The organism is Elusimicrobiota bacterium, from assembly GCA_016218575.1.
Classification (GTDB): domain Bacteria; phylum Elusimicrobiota; class Elusimicrobia; order UBA1565; family UBA9628; genus JACRDN01.
Genome location: JACRDN010000007.1, coordinates 16,613 through 36,962 on the forward strand (window position 1 = coordinate 16,613; position 20,350 = coordinate 36,962).

Sequence of the window (20,350 nt, forward strand, 5' to 3'; positions counted from 1 at the left end):
ATTAGCTGGTCGCCCATGCAGCGCGAAGCGCGAATCGCAAACTACTTTTTAGCCGTTTTCGGCATTATTTCCCTGACTCTGCTTTCCCTGCCCTTGTCGGGCCCGGTCCGGGTTTTTAAGGCCTGTCTCGTCTATTTGTCGGATCCGGCGGCCTACCGGGGAGCCAAGGGGGTCGAGAAAATCGCCGATGTTCCCGACCGCATCCGCGGGCTCTTGGCCGCCGACATAGAAAACCGCCTCATGCGCGAGGAGGTCAAGGAGGCCTCCTGGGCCCGGGCCGAGGCCCAGGCCTTGAAGGCGGAGAACGAGCGCCTGAGGGCCGTCTTGGGCCTCAAGGCTTCCCCCGGATACACCTCCATTTGGGCGCGCGTCCTGGAGCGCGACCCCCTGCATTGGTACCACAGCTTCATGGTGGACGCCGGGCAAAAGGACGGTCTCGCCCTCAATGCCCCGGTTTTGGGAAAAGGAGCCGAGGGCCTCTCCGTGATCGGCCGAGTGGTGGAGGTTCGGCCGCGCTCCTCCTTGGTCCTTCTCGTGACAGACGAGCTCTCCTCGGTGGCCGCGCATCTCTCCTCGAGCACGGTCGAGGGCTTGGCGCAGGGCCAGGGGGGGGCCAGGCTCATCATGAACTATCTTTCCGAGGACGCTTCGCTCACCTTGGGGGACTTGGCCTACACCTCAGCCACCAGCGCCACGTTCCCGCCAGGCATCTTGATCGGCCGGGTGGCCCGGGTCTTCCCGCGGGATCCATTTCTCACTTTCCAGTCCGTGGAGATATCCCCGGCCTTGGACAGCGGAAGGCTCAGTGAGGTGTTGATTCTCAAAAGGCAGGGCTCCCCATGAGCTACATCCTGCTATTTTTCTCCGCCATGGCCGCGCAATGGCTTTGGAGCAGTCAATTCGCCTTTTGGGGGTTGGCTCCCCAGCTTCTCCTGGTGCTTACCGCCCTGGTGGCCGCCTACCGCGGCCCGATCCTGGCCATGTGCCTGGGTTTCTTCTGGGGGTTGTTCTTGGACGTCTCGAGCCCCCATCTTTTCGGAGCCAACGCTTTGGCCCTCACCATGGTGGGCTACGGGACCGGTTCGGTGCGCCGGCAGATCGACGTGACCGGAGCGGGTTCCTTGAGCGCGGTCGTATTCCTGATGACATGGGCCTATTTTCTGCTCCTGGGGGTTCTGGGGCTTGTTTTCATGGAAGGCTTTCTATGGATCGGCTGGCCCTCGTTCTTGGCCTGCCCTTTTTATAACGTGATTCTGGTATGGGTCGTTGCCGTTGCTCCTCCTTTTATTTTTTTAGGAAAAAGTAGAAATTAGCATCTGACACCGGCTCTTACATGAATCATCAAAGGCTTTTTAATCGCCTCAACATGCTCTGGTTTTTCATCTATATGGGCGGCGCCATCTTGGGCGCAAGGCTCTTCCAGCTTCAGATCATCCAGAACGTGGAGTATCAGCGCGCGGCCGAGCGCAACCGCAGCCAGATCATTTACAAGACCGCGCCCCGCGGACGCCTATACGACCGCAAGGGCGCGGTCCTGGCTACCAATCGCCCGGCTTTTTCCCTCATCTACCTGCCGCCTGGCCGCGGCCAGGAGCGGTCGGATTTGAAGTCGTTGGCTTCGGCCCTGTCCCAGCAGCTCCACAAGGACCCCGATGATCTTCTGGAAAACCTGGAGCAGGCCGTGCGCGAGGAGACGGCGATCCGGCTGGCCGAGAACCTGCCCATGGAGACGATGTTCAGGCTCTCGGAGCTTAAGACCGTCTACCCGGGCGTGGAGCTCATCGTGGAGGCCCGGCGCTATTATCCCTTCGGACGCTTCGCCAGCCACCTCGTCGGCTACATGGGCAAGATGGATCAACGCAGCTGGAAGGACTTGAAGAACAAGGGCTACCGCATAGACTCCAGGGTGGGAAAAATGGGGGTGGAGAGGATGTTCGAGGCGGAGCTCCGCGGGCAGGACGGAGGCATCCGCATGGAAGTGGACGCCCAAGGCCGTCTCAAGAGGATCTTGGAGAAAATTTCCTGGGAGCCGGGCAGCAACATCACGCTGACCTTGGACGCGGCCATGCAGAAGGCGGCCGACGAGGGCTTGCGCAAAAGCCCGACCGGGCGCGGGGCCGTGGTGGCCCTGGATCCCTCGACCGGCGCCATCCTGGCGCTGGCCTCCTCGCCCGACTTCGATCCCAACGCTCTTCTTTCCACCAACCCCCAGGAGGTCAAGCGGACCATCGAGGACCTTCCGGAGTTCAACCACGCCATCGCGGGAGTCTACCCTCCGGGTTCTGCCTTCAAGCTCGTGGTGGGGGCTGCGGGCTTGAACGAGGGCAAGTTCAGCACCCGTGAAACGGTTTTCTGCCCGGGCTATTTCGAGCTGGGCCGCAGGATATTCCTCTGCTGGGATCATAAAGGGCACAAGACCGTGTCCTGGAGCATGGGATTGGCCAGATCTTGCAACATCTATTTCAATCGCATGGGGCTTAAGACCGGGGGCGAGGCCATCGAGCGCTATTCCAAGCTCTTCGGCTTCGGGGCAAAGACCAACATCGCTCTGCCCGGCGAGCGCTCAGGACACCTTTTCGGCCCCGAGGCCCGCGCCTTGAGCCGCCACCCCTGGTACGATGGGGACACCGTGAACCTCTCGATCGGCCAGGGCGAGCTCCTCGTGACCCCCATTCAGCTCGCGGTTTTCGCCGCGGCTTTGGCCAACCGAGGGACTCTTTGGCGGCCGTACTACACGGCCCGCATCTCCTATGCCGACGGCCAGCCGGACTACGTCACCAAGCCAGAGCGCTTGGGCGCGGTGGCCCTCAAGGAATCGGTTTGGCGTGACCTTCATGAGGCCATGCAGCTCGTGGTTTCCTCCGGCACGGCCCGGGGCACTGGCATCTCCGGTCTCGACATCCTCGGCAAGACCGGGACCGCGCAGAACCCCGGCGGGAATGATCACGCCTGGTTCATCGCCTTCGCCGGACCCCAGGGCCAGACCCCTGGCGTGGCCCTGGCCGTCCTGGTTGAGAATGGGGGGCACGGAGCCTCGGTCGCGGCCCCCATCGCCCGCAATATTTTCCTGGCGGCATACGGCGACAAGCCCCAGCCTCCCGGAGGAGCGGCGCATGCCAATTAAGGTCGAGTCGGCGATCAGGGGGCGGCTCGATTGGAGCTTTCTCCTGGCCATGGCGGGCCTCGTTTGTCTGGGCACCTTGTCCATGATCTCGGCAGCGAGCCCCCTTCCTTACTACACGCAGATACTCCAGCGTCATTTCATCGCCCTGGCCGTGGGGGCCGTTCTTTTCCTTATCGGGTTCAGCTTCAACTACCAAATTTTCCAGGATCAGGCCAAGGGTGTTTATGCCGTGATCTTGGCGATCCTGTCGGGAGTCCTCATGATGGGCATCACACAAAGAGGGCATAAGGCCTGGTTCCACCTGGCTTTCCTGACCTTCCAACCCGCGGAGCTGGCGCGCCTGGCCATGATCCTCGTCATGGCCGCGTACTTGGATTTCTCGGCCCGCAAGATCACGGAGTTCTCGGCCGTGTTCTACGCCTTGCTCCTGGCCGCACCCATTATGATCCTCATCCTTAAGCAGCCGGACTTCTCGACCACTCTTACCTTCTTTCCTATCCTGATCGGGATGCTTTTTTGCGCGGGGGCGCGGTACGCTCATATCTTGACCGTGATGGGATACGGGCTTGTTTCCTTGTCCATGCCCATGCTCTACATTTTCTGCCAGGTGCGTTATCCCCAGGCCGGGCCCGGAACCTGGCCTTATTTCGTGCTCCAGACCTCCCGGATGGGCCTCACCACGGTCCTGGCCTTGGCGGCCTTGGCCGCCTTGAGCCTGGCGGCCTGGCGTTTGTGCGGCTGGCTGCGCCTCCAGGCCCGTCCCGTCTATTTCATCGGGGTACCCATGATCCTGGGAGTGGGGCTGGCCTCCGGGGTCATGGTCAACCGCCAGCTCAAGGGCTATCAGCGCAACCGCTTCGTGGCTTACGTGGCTCCCCAGTCTGACATCCAGGGCGCGGCCTACCACGTGCACCAATCCCAGATCGCGATCGGCTCCGGCGGGGTATTCGGCAAGGGACTTTTCGCCGGAACTCAGTCCAAGCTGGGGTTCCTTCCGGAGCGCCACACGGATTTCATCTACGCCGTTATCGGGGAAGAGATGGGATTCGTCGGGACGATGAGCTTGTTGGCCCTCTATCTTCTTCTCATAGGGCGCATCGTGGCCGCCGGCAGATCCGCCCGGGACCGCTACGGGTATTTGATCTGCTGCGGCCTGGCCGCCATGTTCGCCTTCGAGCTGGTCTTGAACGTCGGCATGTGCCTGGGCCTTATGCCGGTCGCGGGGATTCCGCTTCCCCTGATTTCATACGGAGGCTCGAGCCTCGTCATCGCTTTGTGGTCGCTGGGCATCGTGGCCAATATTTATTCGCGGCGCTACGCGCTTTTGTAGCGCGCGCGCGGAGGATTCACATGAACGAGAACATTGAAGGGGAAACGGCTCCCCGGGACGCGAAGCCGGAAACTGTCCCGGCCGAACCCCAAGGCGCGCCGGCGCAGCCTGCCGGCGAGAACCGCCAGCACGATGGCCGGCGCCGCCGCAGGCGGGGCGGGCGCGAGCGCGATGGAGGCAGGGGCGAGAGACAGCCCGGCCAGCATCAGGGCCAGCACCAGCGCCAGGAAAGGCCCCATCATGAGGGCGGAGGCAGGCCCCATGAAAATCAGCACCAGCACCGCTCCGCCAAGAAGGTCAAGCGCGAGGTTTTGGCCAATACGAGCTTCGAGGAGACGCGCATCGCGATCCTCGAGGACGGCCGGCTTTCCGAGCTTCTTTGGGAGCGCAAGAGCGAGGCCAGCATCGTCGGAAACATTTATAAAGGCGTGGTGGAAAACGTGCTTCCCGGAATCTCCTCGGCCTTCGTCAACATCGGCTTCGAGAAGAATGCCTACCTTTATATATCGGACGTTCTCGGCCAGCGCGGGGCCGCCATAGACGCCACGCTCAAGAAGGGCCAGCAGATCATGATCCAGGTGGCCAAGGAGGCCATCGGGACCAAGGGCATGAAGGTGACGATGGATGTCTCCCTTCCCGGGCGCTACCTCGTGTTCATGCCCTTTCAGGACACGGTGGGCATCTCCAAGCACATCGAGGACGCCCATGAGCGCAAAAGGCTCCAGACCGTGGTCGAGGGCCTGGCCGCGGCCCACCTGAGCGGCACAGGGGTCGTGGTGCGCACCGAGGCCGAGGGGGCCAGCGCCGAGGAGCTGGAGCGCGAAGTCAAGTACCTTTTCGCCACGTGGAGCGCCATCCAGAAGAAATTCGAGACCCAGCCGGGCCCAGCGCTTCTGCACAAGGACTTGGATCTGACCCTCCAGGTGGCCCGGGATATCCTCTCGGACCAGGTCTACGTCTACCTTCTCGACAACAAGGAGAACCACAAGAACGTCCTGGACTTCGTGCGCGAGATCTCCCCGGACCTCTGCGAGCGGGTGCGCTGTTACGACGCCAAGACGCCGATTTTCAAGGCCTTCAACCTGGAAGGTGAGATCGAGAATCTGCGCAAGATCAAGGTGGCTCTCCCGAACGGCGGCTCCATCGTGATCCAGGAAGCGGAGTCCCTCTGCGCCATAGACGTCAATACCGGGCGCTTCACGGGGTCTAAGTCCCAGGAGGAGACGGTCACCCAGACCAACATCGAGGCGGCCCACGAGATCGCGCATCAAATCCGCCTGCGCAACATCGGCGGGATCATCGTCGTGGACTTCATCGACATGAGGAAGGCCTCCAACCGCAATAAGGTCATGGAGGCCTTCGCCCAGTCCGTGAGGTCGGACCGGGCCAAGATCCGGATCCTCCCGATCACGAGGCTGGGCCTTATCGAGATGACGCGCGAGAGAAAGCGCGAATCTACGGTGAGCCTTATCACCGACGAGTGCCCGCAGTGCAAGGGTGCTGGCCGGGTCCTTTCGAGCGAGACCTTGCGCATCCGCATCCAGCGCGAGATCTACGAGATGACCGCGGGCCGCCCCGGCGGCCAAATACGCCTCCAACTCCATCCGGGCCTGGCCGAGGTGTTCCGGTCCCAGCAGGCCCTCATCGAGAAGAACATCCAGCGCTCGATCAAGATCAACGGCGAGCCCATGCTGCCCTGGGAGGAGTACCGCATCGTTCTCGAATGAGGCGCATTCTCCTCCTGCCGTTGCTGCTGCTTATCGGGGCCGGTCTTTCCTGGGCCGAGACCTTGTCCGTGACCGTTTCCGGGCATAGGCGGGATCCCCTCTCGGCCCACAAGGTGGGCTCGGCGCATTACATCGGAGCCAAGCAGGCCGCCCGGCTTTACGGCGCCCAGGTCTACTGGTATCCGGTTTCCGGCCGGGTCCAAATGAGCTTGAGGGGCAAGCCCCTGCTCTTCCTGGTCGAGTCCAAGACCGCTCGCCTGAACGGCCAAGAAGTCCGGCTCGAGGCCCCGGTGATCGTGCGCGGCTCCCAGGCCATGGTGCCCCTGTCGTTCTTTCTCTCCGAGGAGTTCGCCTCCTGGTCAGGCTTTGAGACCTCCTTCAACCCCCGGACGCGCCTTGTCGCCGTGGACCACGAGAGCTCGATCGGCCCCCTGCGCTGGTTCTCCTACAAGGGCTATACCCGAGTGGTCCTCGAGCTGTCGCAGAAGCTGCGCTACAACGTGGCCCCCCGCGGGGTCGGGGGCCTCGAGCTCAGCATTCCTTTCGGCGCTCTGGAAGGTCCGGAGGAGGCGAAGATCGCGGATGGGATCGTGGACTCGGTCATTCTTAAGCCCGGCTCCAAGGCCGCCGTGCTCTCGGTCAAGACCGCCGGAGCCCAGGTGCGCTGGAAGATCCAGGAGCTCGAGCGGCCGCGGCGGGTGGTGATTGACTTTAGCTCCGATGGAGTCCAGGCTTCTGCTCCAAATCCCCCACGTGAAGCGTCCGACTACAAGCCCGAGACATCCATGGAAGGGCTCTCGACAGCGGCGTCTCCTACGGCCGCCAAAGGGAGACGCCGCATAGTGATAGATGCGGGACACGGGGGAAAGGACTCCGGAGCCACCGGCCGGCGCGGCGTCCAGGAGAAGGACATCAACCTTCTCGCGGCCCAGGAGCTGGCGGCTCTCTTGAACGAGGAGGGCCATTTCGATGTGCTCATGACCCGCAACGACGACACCTTCATCCCCTTGGCCGAGCGCTCGCGCCTGGCCAACGAGTTCGGGGCGGATCTCTTCATCTCCGTCCACTGCAACGCCTCCCGGAGCTCCGGAGACACCGGTTACGAGGTCTACTTCCTGTCCGAAAAGGCCTCCGACCCGGAGGCCGAGCGCCCAGCCGAGTTCGAGAACTCGGTCCTGAAGTTGGAGGACCACGCCCCCCAGGACGGCCAGGCCTCAATTCTCCTGGGGGAGCTCAGCAAGACAGAGAACATCAACGCCGCCTCGGAGCTCGCGGCCCTGATTGCGCGCTCGCTGTCGCGGCGAGTGGCTCTATTCAACCGCGGGGTCAAGCAGGCCGCCTTCTACGTTTTGCGCGGGACCCACGCCCCCTCGATCCTGGTCGAGATGGCCTATCTGACCCACAGGCAGGATGAGAGAAAGCTCGAATCCCGCAAATTCAGGCGCAAGATCGTGGACGGCGTTTACGCGGGCCTGGTCGAGTACTCCAAACGCCAGGGCTGGTTCGCGAATTCGGAGGGGGAGGCCCATGGGCAGGCTGCCGCCGGCCGTCACTGAAATGGCTTTGAAAAGCTTGGCGGCGCGGCCCATCGGGATATTCGACTCTGGCTTGGGGGGGCTTACCGTCTTCCAGGCTTTAAGCCGCCGCATGCCCCATGAAAATTTGGTTTATTTCGGCGATACGGCCCGCGTGCCCTACGGCTCAAAGTCCAGGGAGGCGGTGACGCGCTACTCCCTGCAGGTGGCCGAGTTCCTGGCCGGGCGCGGGATCAAGGTCCTGGTCGTGGCCTGCAACACCTCCTCAGCTTTGGCCCTGGAGGCGATCAAAAGGAGGCTGTCGATTCCCGTTCTCGGGGTGATCGAGCCCGGGGCCCGGGCCGCGGCCCGGGCGACACGGCGTGGCACGGTGGGCATCATCGGCACCGAGGCTACGATCGCCTCCGGGGCCTACGAGCGCGCGCTCAAGGCGCGCTCGCCCCGGGTCAAGGCCGTGAGCCGGGCCTGTCCCCTTTTCGTGCCCTTGGTCGAGGAGGGCTGGTGGGCGCACCCGGTGGCCGAGGCCGTGGCCAGGGAGTATTTAGGGTCCTTGAAAAGGGCGCGGGTAGATTCCGTTATTTTAGGGTGCACCCATTATCCTCTGTTGAAGAATATCTTGGGCCAAGTTCTCGGCCCCAGGGTCAATCTTATCGACTCGGCCGAGCAAACCGCTTTGGAGACGGAAAATCTGCTGGAGAATCTCAATCTGAGAAAGAAGACGGGCAAGGCCGCGCGGGCGTTCTACGTTTCGGACTCCCCGGAGCGCTTCCTGAAGCTAAGCAGGCGCCTCTTGGGGGTCAAGGTGGGACGGGTCGTTCGGCATCCGTTGGATTAGGTCGGGCTAAAAGAGGTACAGGTATGAACGAGGAAAGGCCGGGACAGGGCGGACAAAACCAGAGGCCGTTCAAGAGATACGGCCGGCCCCAACATCAGCATCACAAGGGCCAGCATCATCACCATCCCAATCATCACCGCCGGGATGGGGGAGGTCCGCCCCGAGACAACCGCGGCGGGGGCCCGAGGCCCTATGTCCAGAGCGAGGCCGAGAAGCTTTTCATGGGCAAGACCCCGGTGGATCCCCACCAGTGGATACAGCTCGAGAAGGGCTCCACCGACCCCTCCATGAGGGCCATGGACCTCCTCTGCCCCATCGGGCGCGGCACCCGCGGCCTCATCGTGGCCCCGCCTAAGGCCGGCAAGACTACCTTCCTCAAGCAAATCTCCAACGCGGTGGCCGGGGTGGACCCCAAGATCAAGCAGTTCTGCCTTCTCATAGACGAGAGGCCCGAGGAAGTCACTGACTTCAAAAGGAGCGTGCCGGCCGAGGTCGTCGCCTCCTCGAGCGACCAAAGCTATGACCGGCACGTGGCCGTGGCCGAGGGTTTGATGCGCCAGGCCGTAGCCTTGGCCTCCCAGGGCGAGGACGTCTTCATCCTCCTCGATTCTCTGACGAGGCTTGCCCGGGTGCACAACCAGTTCGCCACGGGATCGCGCACCATGACCGGCGGCTTGGATTCCCGGGCCATGGAGGTGCCGCGCCGCTTCTTCGGCGCGGCCCGCAAGCTCGAGGAGGGGGGCTCGCTCACGATTCTGGCCACCATCCTGGTCGAGACCGGGAGCAAGATGGACGAGGTCATCTTCCAGGAGTTCAAGGGCACCGGAAACATGGAGCTCGTGCTGTTCCGGCAGGCCGCGGAGATGCGCATCTTCCCGGCCTTGAAGGTCCGCGACAGCGGGACCCGCAAGGAGGAGAAGCTCCTGCCGTCCGAGGTCCTGGAGGGGGTCTGGAAGCTGCGCCGCCACATGGCGGGCCTGGGCGACATCGAGGCCATCCGCGCCTTCAACGAAATGCTCCGCGTCCAAAAAACCAACAAAGCCTTATTGGCGGCCTTGCGCTGAATTCGGTGACAGTTACCGAATTATCCCGATGGCAACGCCGATAGGGCCGTATTCCCCCTTCGTGGCGCGAGGGGGCTGGGTTTTCGTTTCCGGCCAGATCGGAGCGGACGCCGAGGGCCGGCTCGCCCCCGGGATAGAAGCTCAAACCGAACAATGTCTGAGAAATCTAGAGTCAGTTCTTGCCGAGGCCGGGCTTAACGCCTCGTCCGTGGTCAAAACCACGGTTTTCATGGCGGATTTGACCCAGTTCGCGTCCATGAACGAGGTCTACGCCCGCCATTTTAAGCCCCCCTTCCCCGCCCGGGCCACGGTCGGGGTCGCGGCCTTGCCCAAGGGGGCCTTGGTGGAAATCGAGGCGGTGGCGGTTGCAGGGTAGGATCAGTCCCGCTTCTTGGACAACGTCCGCACCACGTCCAGTATATGCTCCCTTTCGCGGGGCTTCTTGTCGCGGATGAGCTGGGTGAATTGCTGGGCCGCGTCGTAGAGCTCGTCTTTGGGTGGTGCCGGCTCGTCCTTGAACAGCTCCGCCACGGGAATCCTCAGGGCTAACGCCAGCTTGTGGATGGTGTCTAGGCTGGCCGGCTTGCCCCTATTCTCTACGTAGCTTAAAAAACTGGTGCTGATTTGTGCCAATCCCGCCAGTTGCTCGATGGTCAGCTTGGCCCTGAGCCTTTCCTGCCGCACCCTCTGGCCCACCATGACGTGAATGCTCTTGACCATAGCCTTTTCCCATTGTAGGGGTTACAAAAGGCCTCGGCCATTATCTGTAGGTCAAATATGTATTTGACTATTAGTATAATACGCCGTGGCCATCGCCAAAAAAGCTGCGGTTTTAGGCTTCGAGGCCAAGCTCTGGCAGGCCGCCGACAAACTGCGCAACAACATGGACGCGGCCGAGTACAAGCACGTCGTCCTTGGCCTCATCTTCCTGAAGTACATCTCCGACGCCTTCGAGGATCTGCACGCGAGGCTCTCGGCCGACAAGGGCTCCGATCCCGAGGACAAGGACGAATATCTGGCGGAGAACGTGTTCTGGGTGCCCAAGGAGGCCCGCTGGAGCTTCCTTCAGGGCCGGGCCAAGCAGCCGGGCATCGGGAAAGTCCTCGACGACGCCATGGTCGCGATCGAGCGGGACAATAAGGTCTTGAAAGGCGTGCTCCCCAAGGATTTCGGCAGGCCCGCCCTCGACAAGCAGAGGCTGGGAGAGCTCATAGACCTTGTCGGCACGATCGGTCTTGGCGACAGGGAGAGCCGGTCCAAGGACGTCCTCGGCCGGGTCTATGAATACTTCCTCTCGGAGTTCGCGAGCGCCGAGGGAAAAAAAGGCGGACAATTTTACACTCCCCGGTCGGTGGTCCAGCTCCTAGTCGAGATGCTGGCGCCCTACAAGGGGCGGGTTTACGACCCGTGCTGCGGCTCCGGAGGGATGTTCGTCCAAAGCGAAAAGTTCATCGAGCAGCATGGCGGGCGGGTGGGAGACATCAGCGTTTACGGGCAAGAATCAAACCACACGACCTGGCGCCTGGCCAAGATGAACCTGGCCATCCGCGGGATTGACGCCAATCTAGGCCCCGAGCACGCGGACAGCTTCCACCGGGACCTCCACCCCGATCTCAAGGCCGACTTCATCCTGGCCAATCCCCCGTTCAACGACAGCGATTGGAAGGGCGAGCTCGTGCGCGAGGACAAGCGCTGGCAATTTGGGACCCCGCCCGCCGGAAACGCCAACTACGCCTGGATCTCCCATTTCATCCACCATTTGGCTCCGGGCGGCCTGGCGGGATTTGTGCTTGCCAACGGCTCCATGTCCTCCAACACCTCCGGCGAGGGCGATATTCGCAAGGCGATCATAGAGGCGGATCTCGTGGACTGCATGGCGGCCCTGCCGGGCCAGCTGTTCTACTCGACCCAAATCCCGGTGTGCTTGTGGTTTCTGGCCCGCGACCGCAAGGGCGGCCGGCTGCGGGACCGCCGCGGCGAGGTGCTTTTCATTGACGCCCGCAAGCTCGGCTTCATGATAGACCGCGTCCACCGTGAGCTTGCCGACGCCGACATCAAAAAAATCGTGGGCGCCTACCGTTCCTGGCGCGGAGACAAGGACTGCAAGGCGAAGTACCAGGACGTCCCCGGCTTCTGCAAGTCCGCCAAGCTCGAAGAAATCCGCCAGCACGGTCACGTCCTCACCCCCGGCCGCTACGTGGGAGCAGAAGCGGCGGAGGACGACGGCGAGCCATTCGACCAGAAGATGAGACGCCTCACCGCCCAGCTCAGGGAGCAATTCTCCGAATCCTTAAAGCTCGAGCGCGCCATCAGGGAGAATCTTAAGAAGGTGGGGTATCCGTTGTGATGGCAGGGGTCATGAACTTATCACAATTTGTGATAAGTTCGGTCATTGAACCGGTCACAAATTGTGATCAGTTCCCGCAGTTCTTTCGACGTCAAGCGGAACATGAACCCGTCCGGGAAGCGCTCTTGATTGCGGAGAACCGCCTGGTTCAGGACTTTCGTAGGGACCTGATAAAGCTCCGCCAAATCCCTGTCGAGCATAACCTTAAGTCCCCGGATCAGGAATATCCGTTTCTCTATGGAGTCCCCCAGGGCGAAATCGGCCATATTAGTTATACGATTCACCCACCGAAAAAGTTCCCTGTTTTATGTTCCGCAAGTAAATGGCATGGCTGATAATTGGCCTTCACATTGGCAGCGGTCATCACTTGGGGATGCCGCAGACGTGAATTGGGGCGATACCTCTACGACAAAAGCTGCCTATGTTGATGCAGGGTTTACAGCCTACAGCGCATCCGGTTCGGATGGATTCCTGCCATATGCAGATTTTGATCGAACCGGGGTAGTTCTTAGTGCCATTGGAGCTAATTGTGGACGGACCTGGCTGGCTCAAGGTAAATGGTCCTGTATTAAAAATACGATCCGATTTTGGTCGAAAGATCCAGAGGTGGACACGGAGTTCCTGTATTGGGTTACGCGAGATCCTTTAATTTGGCCGAAACGTGGATCCGCTCAGCCATTTATTTCGCAGGGGGATGCTCGAAAGCTGAATATCGCTTATCCAGCTCTTCATGAACAGAAAGAAATCGCGAATATGCTTGGAGCGCTAGAACAAAAAATTGAGAGTAGCCACCGCCTGAATAAGACCTTGGAGGCCATGGCCCAGGCCATTTTCAAGTCCTGGTTCGTGGACTTCGATCCCGTCCGGGCCAAGGCCGAGGATCGGGATACGGGGTTACCTAGGGACATCGCAGACTTGTTTCCGGAGCGGTTCCAGGAATCTGTATGGGGTTTGATCCCAAAGGGCTGGTGTGTTGGAAAATTTGGAGATTTATTGGAATTTGTTAAGGGCCGCAAACCTTCTAAAACTATGGATTCTCCAGAGGGAGGACTTCTGCCCGTGATTCTCATTGAGTCTCTTAACTCTGGCAGGTCTCAATATGCCGTACCTGACGAAATGATTGAAGTAAATGGGGATGACGTGCTTATGGTAATGGATGGCGCCAGCTCTGGTCGTGTCGATACCGGGTTGGGCGGCTTGGTTGGTTCAACACTGGCGAAAATATTGCCCAAACAGAAAGTCCCAGGTAAGAGTTTTCTGTATGCCGCATTGAAGTACCTGGAGCCGGAAATCCGGCAACATTTAACCGGAACTTCAATCCCCCATGTAGATAAGGGCTGGATTGTCCGACAATGTGTTTGCATTCCCGGTAATGAGCTGGTGGAACGTTTCCAGGTGATAGCCGCGTTGATTAAGGAGGAAATAATACGGACCAAAAACGAGATCCGTTGCTTAGCCAACCTCCGGGATACATTGCTACCCAAAATGATTCGCGGAGAACTCCGCATTGTGGAGGTGAACTATTTGTGAATCCACTGAAATATTCAGACCTGCGCAGCAAGGACAAGAACTATTTGATTGCGCAGCATGATGCATTTGCAAAGCCGGACCGGGTGGTTCCCGCTGATTTCTTTCTTGAAGAAATCTATCGCCGGGACAGGGAGGAACACGATCAGAAGTTAATGCAGATTAATAGGAGAATGTATTGCTTCACCGTTATCATCCTTATCTGCACTGTCATCCAAACGTTTTTAGCAACTCTGCTATGGATTAAATCCATAAAAAATGGTGATGCTATCCACAAAACTTCGCAGCGAAGTTCGGTGGATAACTCGGCCATGGGGAATGCGATTGGCTAGGGCTAGGGCATGAGAAACTCCCGCTTCACCGAATCCGAAGTCGAGGACGCGCTCCTGGTCTGGGTTTCCGGCCTGGGGTACGAGGTTCTCCACGGGCCGGAGATCGCTCCCGGCGAGCCGGAGGCGGAGAGGGCCTCATTCCAGGAGCCATTTCTGCCTGGAAGGCTCCGGGAGGCGCTGAAAAGGCTCAACCCCGCCGCTCCGGGCGAGGCTCTGGATGAGGCCTTCCGTAAGGTCACGCGGCCCGGGTCGGTGTCGCTCGTCCAGAACAACAGGGCCTTTCACCGGATGCTGGCGGAGGGTGTGGACGTCGAGTACCGCAAAGACGGACGCGTCATTCACGACAAGGCGAGGCTCGCGGATTTCCGGGATCCGGACCGAAACGACTGGGCGGCGGTCAATCAATTCACCGTGCTCGAGGGGTCTCACAACCGCCGGCCGGACGTGGTCGTTTTCCTCAACGGCCTGCCCGTGGCCGTGGTCGAGCTCAAGAACCCGGCCGACGAGAACGCCACGATTTGGACGGCCTTGCGCCAGCTCGAAACCTACAAACAGCAGATACCGGCCCTTTTCGCCTTCAACGAACTGATGATCATCTCCGACGGCCTCGAGGCCCGGATGGGGTCTTTGACGGCCGACGGAGAGCGCTTTCTACCCTGGAAGACCGTTTCGGGGGAGGATTTGGCTCCCAAGGCCATGCCCCAGATCGAGGTGCTCGTAAAAGGACTCTTCGACAAGGGGCGCCTCCTGGATCTCCTGAGGGGCTTCATCGTTTTCGAGGAGGACCGGGACGGGTCCGTGGCCAAGAAGATCGCTGGCTACCATCAATTTCATGCGGTGAAAACGGCCGTGGAGGAGACTTTGCGCGCTTGGGGGCGCCCCCCAGGAACTGCCTCCGCGGTCGGAGAGCCTCCCCTCGGGGTTTACCGCGCCGCCGGCTTGAAGGAGACGTCGAAGCCCGGCGACCGCCGGATCGGCCTGGTATGGCACACCCAAGGATCGGGCAAGAGCCTCACCATGGCCTTCTACGCCGGCCGCATCATCCAAGAGCCAGACCTAGAGAACCCGACAGTTCTCGTAATAACCGACCGAAACGACCTGGACGACCAGCTTTTCGGGACCTTCAGCCGCTGCCGGGAGCTTTTGCGGCAGTCTCCGGCGCAGGCTCGGGACCGCGCCCATCTTCGGGAACTGCTCCAGGTCGCGGCGGGAGGGGTGGTTTTCGCCACGATCCAGAAATTCCTTCCGGAGGAGAAGGGAGACGTCTTCCCCAAGCTCTCGGACCGGCGCAACATCGTGGTGATCGCCGACGAGGCGCATCGCAGCCAATACGACTTCATAGACGGGTTCGCCCGCCACATGCGCGACGCTTTGCCCAACGCCTCCTTCATCGGCTTCACCGGGACCCCCATCGAGCTCACGGACAAGAGCACCCGCGCCGTGTTCGGGGATTACATCAGCGTGTACGACATCCAGAGGGCGGTGGAGGACGGGGCGACGGTTCCCATCTATTACGAGAGCCGCCTGGCCAAGCTCAAGTTCTCGGAGGCGGAGCGTTCCTTCCTCGACCTGGAGTTCGAGGAAATCACCGAGGACGAGGAGGCCGAGCGCAAGGAGAGGCTCAAGAGCAAATGGGCGGCCTTGGAGGGCCTGGTCGGGGCCGAGGACCGCATCGGGCTCATCGCCAAGGACATGGCGGCGCACTTTGAGGAGCGCCAGAAGGTCCTCGAGGGCAAGGCCATGTTCGTGTGCATGAGCCGGCGGATTTGCGTGGACTTGTACGCGGCCTTGGCCAGAATCAAGCCCGAGTGGCATGACCCGGACGACAAGAAGGGGGCCCTCAAGCTCGTCATGACCGGCTCGGCCTCCGACCCCCTGCCTTGGCAGGGCCATATCCGCAGCAAGACCGCGCGCGAGGATTTGGCCAAGCGCTTCAAGGACCCCAAGGACCCGTTCAAGATCGTGATCGTGCGCGACATGTGGCTGACGGGCTTCGACGCGCCGTGCCTGCACACGATGTACCTCGACAAGCCCATGCGCGGGCATGGCCTCATGCAGGCGATTGCCCGCGTCAACCGCGTCTTCAAGGACAAGAAAGGCGGCTTGGTGGTGGATTACCTGGGCTTGGCGGACAACTTGAAGCGGGCCTTGGGCGCTTACACGGCCGGGGGCGGACAGGGCCGTACCGCCATAGACCAGGCCGAGGCCGTGGCCCTCATGCTGGAAAAGCACGAAATCTGCCGCGGCCTCTTCGACGGCTTCGATTGGTCCTCCTGGAAGGGGCCGACCGCCTCGGAAGATCGTCTGCGCCTCCTGCCCCCGGCCCAGCAACATATCCTCGCCCTCGAGGACGGCAAGGCCCGGCTTCTGAAGGCGGCCAAGGATTTGTGGCAGGCCTTCGCCTTGGCGGTGCCCCACGAAAAGACCCGGGAAATACGGGACGACGTGGGGTTCTTCCAGGCCGTGCGCGCAGCTTTGATCAAGACGGGCGCGCGCGACCTCGGTACCGAGGAGGATCTCGAGCAGGCCGTGCGCCAGCTCGTCTCGAAGGCGGTTTCATCGAGCCAGATCGTGGACATTTTCGAGGCCGCGGGACTCAAGAAGCCGAACATCTCCATCCTGTCGGACGAGTTCCTGGCCGAGGTGCGGGAAATGCCGCACCAGAACCTGGCCGTCGAGCTTTTAAGGAAGCTGTTGAAGGAGGAGATCAAGCTCCGCTCTCGGAGGAACGTCGTCCAGGGCAAATCCTTCGCCGAGCGGCTCGAGGCGGCCCTGCGCAGCTACCATAACCGCGCCGTGGAAACGGTCCAGGTCCTGACCGAGCTGATCGCCCTGGCCAAGGACATGCGCGAGGCCGAGAAGCGCGGAGAGCGGCTGGGCCTCGGCTTCGAGGAGGCCGCGTTCTATGACGCCTTGGAGACCAGCGACAGCGCGGTCAGCGTTCTGGGCGACAAGAAGCTGCGCGACATCGCCCGGGAGCTGGTGGAGAACGTGCGCCGAAACGCCTCGATAGACTGGACCATGAAGGAAAGCGTGAGGGCCAGGCTGCGCGTCACGGTCAAGAAAATCCTGCGCCGCCACGGCTATCCTCCCGACAAGCAGGAAAAAGCGGCCTCCACGGTTCTCGAGCAGGCCGAATTGTTCGCTCAGAGCACGGCTGTTGAGGCCGCGTAGGAGGCAAAAACATGGCAAATAAAGAACAAGCGGCAGGCTCTTCATTCTTCGAATGGTTTGGACCTCTTCTGGACGCGTTGCGCAACCTGGGCGGCTGGTCTGCTTGCGCTGTATTGTTGGCTGTTTAAGGGTTGAGTCCGACTTATCCACCAAACTTCGCTGCGAAGTTCGGTGGATAAGTCGGAGATGAGTGATGATTAACGGGGGAAAAATGACCAGCGTCTACTGCGTACGGGCGGATTCGGGGAATTACACCCGGGATTTTCTGGAGGGCGGGTACGCGGCGATCGGGTGGTCGGCGATTGTAGCCGATCTCTCGGGGGTGAAAGACATAGACGAGCTCTACGGCCTCTTCAGGGCGGCCTACCCGAAGGTCGCGAGCAAGCTGGTGGTGGGGCAGAACGTCGGGCAGGTGGCGAGGTTCCTCCTCGACATGAAGGCCGGGGACTACGTGGTGACGCCGGCTGCGGATACGGAGTTTCTGAATTACGGCACAGTGGGGCCGGCCCCGTCCTATTACTACCAGAAAGAGGCGGACTCCTGCCCCTACCGGCACCGCCGGGAGGTGGAATGGGCCAAGGAGCCCATCAAGAGGGGGGATTTTTCGGTTCCCTTTCAAAGTGCCATTCGCTGTGCCTTGACCGTATTCACCATTTCACAGTCCGAGGAATTCCTGGAGGCGATCGGGATCAAAGACGCCGCCCCGAAAGCGGCTTTCGACCACTATGACCCCTACCGCGCGGTCTTGCAGCAGATTCTGAAGCTCGATGACAAAGAGTTCGAGATATTGGCGGGGCACCTTCTGACCGCTCTGGGCTTCGAGGGCTCGGAGGTAGTGGGAAAAAGCGGCGACGGGGGAGTGGATGCCAAGGGTGAGCTCAACATCGCCAACTTGGCCAAGATAAAGATTTTCGTCCAAGCCAAGCGCTATCAATTGGGCGCGAAGGTCTCGGCCAATGTGGTCAAACAATTGCGCCAGGCCGTCCCTCGGGACGGGCAGGGGGCTTTCATAACGACGGCGGACTACCAGGAAGCCGCGGCCGAGGTGGCCCTGGATCCCAATTTCCCACGCATCGGTCTCATTAACGGCCGACAGCTAGTGGACCTCTTGATCGAGCATTGGGACGCGATCCCGAGGGAGTTCCGGGACCAGCTGGGCCTCAAGCCCGGACTGGTCAGGGCGTGAGGAGATGAAATCATGGCTATTCCCGACTTTCAAGAAATCATGCTGCCTCTTCTGCAGCTTGCCGCGGATGGAAACGACCACGCCGTGCGGGAGGCCATTGACAACCTAGGGCGCGCTTTCAAGCTCAGCAATGAAGAGTGCCGAGAGCTTCTCCCGAGCGGCTTCGAAGCGCGTTTTGACAACCGTGTCCATTGGGCGCGGTCCTATCTCAAGCAGGCCGGACTGCTGCAAAATCCAGCTCGGGGATCCTTCCGGATTACGGATGACGGCCGCAAGGTCTTGGATTCGAAGCCCAAGAGAATCAACATCAACTTCCTGATGCAGTTCCCGAAATTTATGGATTTCAGGAATCGGTCCTTGAGGGGCAACGCGGGAAAGAAAGGCGAGGCCGTCGCGGTCGCGGAAGCCGCCGGGACGACCAAGGAAATCCTAGAGGAATGCTACCAAAAATTGCGCAACGAGCTCGCTGGAGACTTGCTGGAGGCGATCAGGCAGAGCTCTCCGAGGTTTTTCGAAAATCTTGTCGTGGACCTTCTAGTCAAGATGGGCTACGGCGGTTCTCGCAAAGAAGCCGCCCGGGTGGTGGGTGGGAGCGGGGACGGAGGCATTGATGGCATTATCAACGAGGATCGCCTCGGGTTGGACGTGATCTATGTCCAGGCTAAACGCTGGGACGGGACCGTGGGTGAGGTTGATATCCGAAATTTCGTCGGAAGTTTGTCGGGCCGCAAGGCGAGCCGCGGGGTATTCATAACGGCTTCCAGCTTTACCAAGTCCGCGTTGGAGTTCGTCGCCCGTATAAAGGAAACCGTCATATTGATAGACGGGGAGAAGCTCGCCCAGCTCATGATCGAGCACGGCGTGGGCGTGAGCAAGGTCGCTTCCTACGAGATCGGCAAGGTTGACGCCGATTATTTTAGCGAGGAGTGAGACGACACTTTCCAAAAAGGATAACTCTGCCGCAGCGCGCCTTCCCCTGTGATCTCGCAGAAGAAATTCTGCTTGTCGTCGAATACGATCCGGATGTCGGTCGAGCCGTCCTTTAGGAGGAGCTCGTAGGTCGCGGTTTTGCGTCCGACCCTGACGACCATGGTGCCCGAAGGTTCCAGTGGAATGGAAAGCCGGACCATGTAGCCATCCGGGATGCTGCGGCCATTTTCGTATTCCAGATAGCCGCTGCCGTCGCGCAGGGTTCTCCCGCTGGGGTAGTCCATGGAGCCGCTGCCGTCGCGCAGGGTTCTCCCGCTGGGGTAGTCCATGGAGCCGCTCTCATAGCGCATGGTCTTCCCATTTGGGTAATCCATGTGCCCGCCTTCGTAGCGCATGGTGCCGCCATTGGGATAATCCATGTGGCCGCCCTCATAGCGCAGGGTTGCGCCGTTGGGGTAATACATATGCCCGCCGTCATAGCGCAGCGTCCTTCCGCTGGGGTAGTTGCGAGGACAGTCTATCTCCGCCCGCGCTGGCCCGGAGAAGGCGTTCAAGGCGGCGATAAAAGCGGCGGTTCGAAGCAAAGTTCTCATGGCAAATCCTCCATGAGCGGCATTCTCCAACTTTTGCCGAGGCGGGTCCTGGGCCTTTCGGCCTAAATCGGCCTAGGCAAAGGGCCTAATTTTTACCGGCGACGGTCCCCGCCAGAGTTCCGGTTCCGGTCAATCGGATCCAGTTGCCGGTGATCCAGCCGGAAACGTGGACGGAGCCGCTTACGGGAAAGGCGCCGATGGAGGCGCCGTCCTGGAAGAAGGAGGGATAGGCGGTCACGTAGACGTAGTTGGAGACCCAGGCTTGATTGGCCCAGAAGCCGTGCATGACATGGATGTAGGCGGGGTGGCTCGTGATTCTTCCCGAGGAATCCTTGAAGTAAGCGAATCCGGTCAAGGTGACCGTGACGTAGGACGATCCGTTCGGAACGTAGGCCGAGCCGCTCAGGGAAACCTGGCCGGAGACCGGGACGTAGCTCTTGACTTGCAGGTGGGTCTGGGGCTGGGCCAATATTTTCTGGAACGAGGCGGCGGAGCCGGAGGCCAGGGACTCTAGGCCCGCGGCCGCGGAGCCGGAGGCCATAAAAATACAAAGAACTGCCGGGATGATCTTGGTCATGGCCGCATTCTAGCACAACGGAGCCGCCATGCGACCTTTGGCCCAATTGAGCCTGGGCCCAAAGCCCAG

At 60.9% G+C, this 20,350-nt stretch carries 19 protein-coding genes; 15 read left to right on the top strand and 4 right to left on the bottom strand.

All coding sequences use genetic code 11. The annotated features are described in order from the left end of the window. The first annotated feature begins 15 nt into the window (after window positions 1–15). The 9 genes from mreC to HY921_02065 are packed head-to-tail and all read left to right on the top strand — an operon-like array spanning window position 16 to window position 9,991. A complete protein-coding gene (gene mreC / locus HY921_02025) occupies window positions 16–843 on the top strand; it encodes a rod shape-determining protein MreC (protein ID MBI5629642.1) in 828 nt (275 codons plus the stop codon). Beyond that, window positions 840–1,313 carry a rod shape-determining protein MreD gene (gene mreD, locus HY921_02030; protein MBI5629643.1) on the top strand — a complete coding sequence of 158 codons (474 nt, stop codon included), beginning with the start codon at window positions 840–842 and terminating at the stop codon, window positions 1,311–1,313. Before mreC ends, mreD begins: the two co-directional genes overlap by 4 nt. A gap of 53 nt (window positions 1,314–1,366) precedes the next feature. Beyond that, window positions 1,367–3,124, top strand: coding sequence for a penicillin-binding protein 2 (gene mrdA / locus HY921_02035; protein ID MBI5629644.1), 1,758 nt, complete (start codon window positions 1,367–1,369; stop codon window positions 3,122–3,124). Further along, window positions 3,114–4,454, top strand: coding sequence for a rod shape-determining protein RodA (rodA, locus tag HY921_02040; GenBank protein ID MBI5629645.1), 1,341 nt, complete (start codon window positions 3,114–3,116; stop codon window positions 4,452–4,454). Before mrdA ends, rodA begins: the two co-directional genes overlap by 11 nt. Window positions 4,455–4,474: 20 nt before the next feature. Next, window positions 4,475–6,181 (top strand): Rne/Rng family ribonuclease, encoded by a 1,707-nt coding sequence (locus tag HY921_02045; protein ID MBI5629646.1) that lies wholly within the window; start codon window positions 4,475–4,477, stop codon window positions 6,179–6,181. Beyond that, window positions 6,178–7,737 carry an N-acetylmuramoyl-L-alanine amidase gene (locus HY921_02050; GenBank protein MBI5629647.1) on the top strand — a complete coding sequence of 520 codons (1,560 nt, stop codon included), beginning with the start codon at window positions 6,178–6,180 and terminating at the stop codon, window positions 7,735–7,737. The genes HY921_02045 and HY921_02050 overlap by 4 nt, the downstream gene beginning before the upstream one ends. A 1-nt stretch (window position 7,738) precedes the next feature. Continuing rightward, the gene (locus HY921_02055; protein ID MBI5629648.1) at window positions 7,739–8,551 is read left to right on the top strand and encodes a glutamate racemase; all 813 of its coding nucleotides are present in this window, start codon (window positions 7,739–7,741) and stop codon (window positions 8,549–8,551) included. A 23-nt stretch (window positions 8,552–8,574) separates the two neighbouring features. Further along, window positions 8,575–9,615 carry a transcription termination factor Rho gene (gene rho, locus HY921_02060; GenBank protein MBI5629649.1) on the top strand — a complete coding sequence of 347 codons (1,041 nt, stop codon included), beginning with the start codon at window positions 8,575–8,577 and terminating at the stop codon, window positions 9,613–9,615. 28 nt (window positions 9,616–9,643) lie between these two features. Beyond that, window positions 9,644–9,991, top strand: coding sequence for a reactive intermediate/imine deaminase (locus HY921_02065; protein ID MBI5629650.1), 348 nt, complete (start codon window positions 9,644–9,646; stop codon window positions 9,989–9,991). Window positions 9,992–9,993: 2 nt separating this feature from the next. On the opposite strand, the gene HY921_02070 is transcribed toward HY921_02065, so the two are convergent. Beyond that, window positions 9,994–10,335: a helix-turn-helix transcriptional regulator gene (locus HY921_02070; protein MBI5629651.1), complete on the bottom strand. Its 342-nt coding sequence runs from the start codon at window positions 10,333–10,335 to the stop codon at window positions 9,994–9,996. Window positions 10,336–10,498: 163 nt separating this feature from the next. On the opposite strand from HY921_02070, the gene HY921_02075 reads away from it, so the two are divergent. After that, window positions 10,499–11,962, top strand: a complete 1,464-nt coding sequence (locus HY921_02075; GenBank protein MBI5629652.1) for an SAM-dependent DNA methyltransferase — start codon at window positions 10,499–10,501, stop codon at window positions 11,960–11,962. A gap of 20 nt (window positions 11,963–11,982) precedes the next feature. On the opposite strand, the gene HY921_02080 is transcribed toward HY921_02075, so the two are convergent. Continuing rightward, a complete protein-coding gene (locus HY921_02080) occupies window positions 11,983–12,228 on the bottom strand; it encodes an ORF6N domain-containing protein (protein MBI5629653.1) in 246 nt (81 codons plus the stop codon). Window positions 12,229–12,289: 61 nt separating this feature from the next. On the opposite strand from HY921_02080, the gene HY921_02085 reads away from it, so the two are divergent. The 5 genes from HY921_02085 to HY921_02105 all read left to right on the top strand — a co-directional run bounded on the left by HY921_02085 (window position 12,290) and on the right by HY921_02105 (window position 19,111). Further along, window positions 12,290–13,492, top strand: coding sequence for a restriction endonuclease subunit S (locus tag HY921_02085; protein ID MBI5629654.1), 1,203 nt, complete (start codon window positions 12,290–12,292; stop codon window positions 13,490–13,492). Continuing rightward, window positions 13,489–13,821, top strand: a complete 333-nt coding sequence (locus HY921_02090; protein ID MBI5629655.1) for a hypothetical protein — start codon at window positions 13,489–13,491, stop codon at window positions 13,819–13,821. The genes HY921_02085 and HY921_02090 overlap by 4 nt, the downstream gene beginning before the upstream one ends. 9 nt (window positions 13,822–13,830) lie before the next feature. Further along, the gene (locus HY921_02095) at window positions 13,831–16,995 is read left to right on the top strand and encodes a type I restriction endonuclease subunit R (GenBank protein ID MBI5629656.1); all 3,165 of its coding nucleotides are present in this window, start codon (window positions 13,831–13,833) and stop codon (window positions 16,993–16,995) included. Window positions 16,996–17,206: 211 nt separating this feature from the next. Then, window positions 17,207–18,181 (top strand): restriction endonuclease, encoded by a 975-nt coding sequence (locus tag HY921_02100; protein ID MBI5629657.1) that lies wholly within the window; start codon window positions 17,207–17,209, stop codon window positions 18,179–18,181. Window positions 18,182–18,193: 12 nt separating this feature from the next. After that, the gene (locus HY921_02105; GenBank protein ID MBI5629658.1) at window positions 18,194–19,111 is read left to right on the top strand and encodes a restriction endonuclease; all 918 of its coding nucleotides are present in this window, start codon (window positions 18,194–18,196) and stop codon (window positions 19,109–19,111) included. Here HY921_02105 and HY921_02110 read toward each other — a convergent pair. Both HY921_02110 and HY921_02115 read right to left on the bottom strand, forming a co-directional pair. Beyond that, complete coding sequence (locus HY921_02110; protein MBI5629659.1) at window positions 19,093–19,704, bottom strand: hypothetical protein; 612 nt, start codon at window positions 19,702–19,704, stop codon at window positions 19,093–19,095. The two genes, HY921_02105 and HY921_02110, sit on opposite strands and share 19 nt — an antisense overlap. Before the next feature lie 85 nt (window positions 19,705–19,789). Then, the gene (locus HY921_02115; GenBank protein MBI5629660.1) at window positions 19,790–20,281 is read right to left on the bottom strand and encodes a hypothetical protein; all 492 of its coding nucleotides are present in this window, start codon (window positions 20,279–20,281) and stop codon (window positions 19,790–19,792) included. Window positions 20,282–20,350 lie beyond the last annotated feature (69 nt).

Coding starts and splice junctions, on each gene's coding strand:
- mreD (MBI5629643.1), top strand. CDS start 840: ATGAGCTACATCCTGCTATTTTTCTCCGCCATGGCCGCGCAATGGCTT.
- HY921_02110 (MBI5629659.1), bottom strand. CDS start 19,704: ATGAGAACTTTGCTTCGAACCGCCGCTTTTATCGCCGCCTTGAACGCC.
- HY921_02105 (MBI5629658.1), top strand. CDS start 18,194: ATGGCTATTCCCGACTTTCAAGAAATCATGCTGCCTCTTCTGCAGCTT.
- HY921_02075 (MBI5629652.1), top strand. CDS start 10,499: ATGGACGCGGCCGAGTACAAGCACGTCGTCCTTGGCCTCATCTTCCTG.
- HY921_02055 (MBI5629648.1), top strand. CDS start 7,739: ATGGCTTTGAAAAGCTTGGCGGCGCGGCCCATCGGGATATTCGACTCT.
- HY921_02085 (MBI5629654.1), top strand. CDS start 12,290: ATGGCTGATAATTGGCCTTCACATTGGCAGCGGTCATCACTTGGGGAT.
- mreC (MBI5629642.1), top strand. CDS start 16: ATGCAGCGCGAAGCGCGAATCGCAAACTACTTTTTAGCCGTTTTCGGC.
- HY921_02070 (MBI5629651.1), bottom strand. CDS start 10,335: ATGGTCAAGAGCATTCACGTCATGGTGGGCCAGAGGGTGCGGCAGGAA.
- HY921_02100 (MBI5629657.1), top strand. CDS start 17,207: ATGACCAGCGTCTACTGCGTACGGGCGGATTCGGGGAATTACACCCGG.
- mrdA (MBI5629644.1), top strand. CDS start 1,367: ATGCTCTGGTTTTTCATCTATATGGGCGGCGCCATCTTGGGCGCAAGG.
- HY921_02050 (MBI5629647.1), top strand. CDS start 6,178: ATGAGGCGCATTCTCCTCCTGCCGTTGCTGCTGCTTATCGGGGCCGGT.
- HY921_02065 (MBI5629650.1), top strand. CDS start 9,644: ATGGCAACGCCGATAGGGCCGTATTCCCCCTTCGTGGCGCGAGGGGGC.
- rho (MBI5629649.1), top strand. CDS start 8,575: ATGAACGAGGAAAGGCCGGGACAGGGCGGACAAAACCAGAGGCCGTTC.
- HY921_02080 (MBI5629653.1), bottom strand. CDS start 12,228: ATGGCCGATTTCGCCCTGGGGGACTCCATAGAGAAACGGATATTCCTG.
- rodA (MBI5629645.1), top strand. CDS start 3,114: ATGCCAATTAAGGTCGAGTCGGCGATCAGGGGGCGGCTCGATTGGAGC.
- HY921_02045 (MBI5629646.1), top strand. CDS start 4,475: ATGAACGAGAACATTGAAGGGGAAACGGCTCCCCGGGACGCGAAGCCG.
- HY921_02115 (MBI5629660.1), bottom strand. CDS start 20,281: ATGACCAAGATCATCCCGGCAGTTCTTTGTATTTTTATGGCCTCCGGC.
- HY921_02095 (MBI5629656.1), top strand. CDS start 13,831: ATGAGAAACTCCCGCTTCACCGAATCCGAAGTCGAGGACGCGCTCCTG.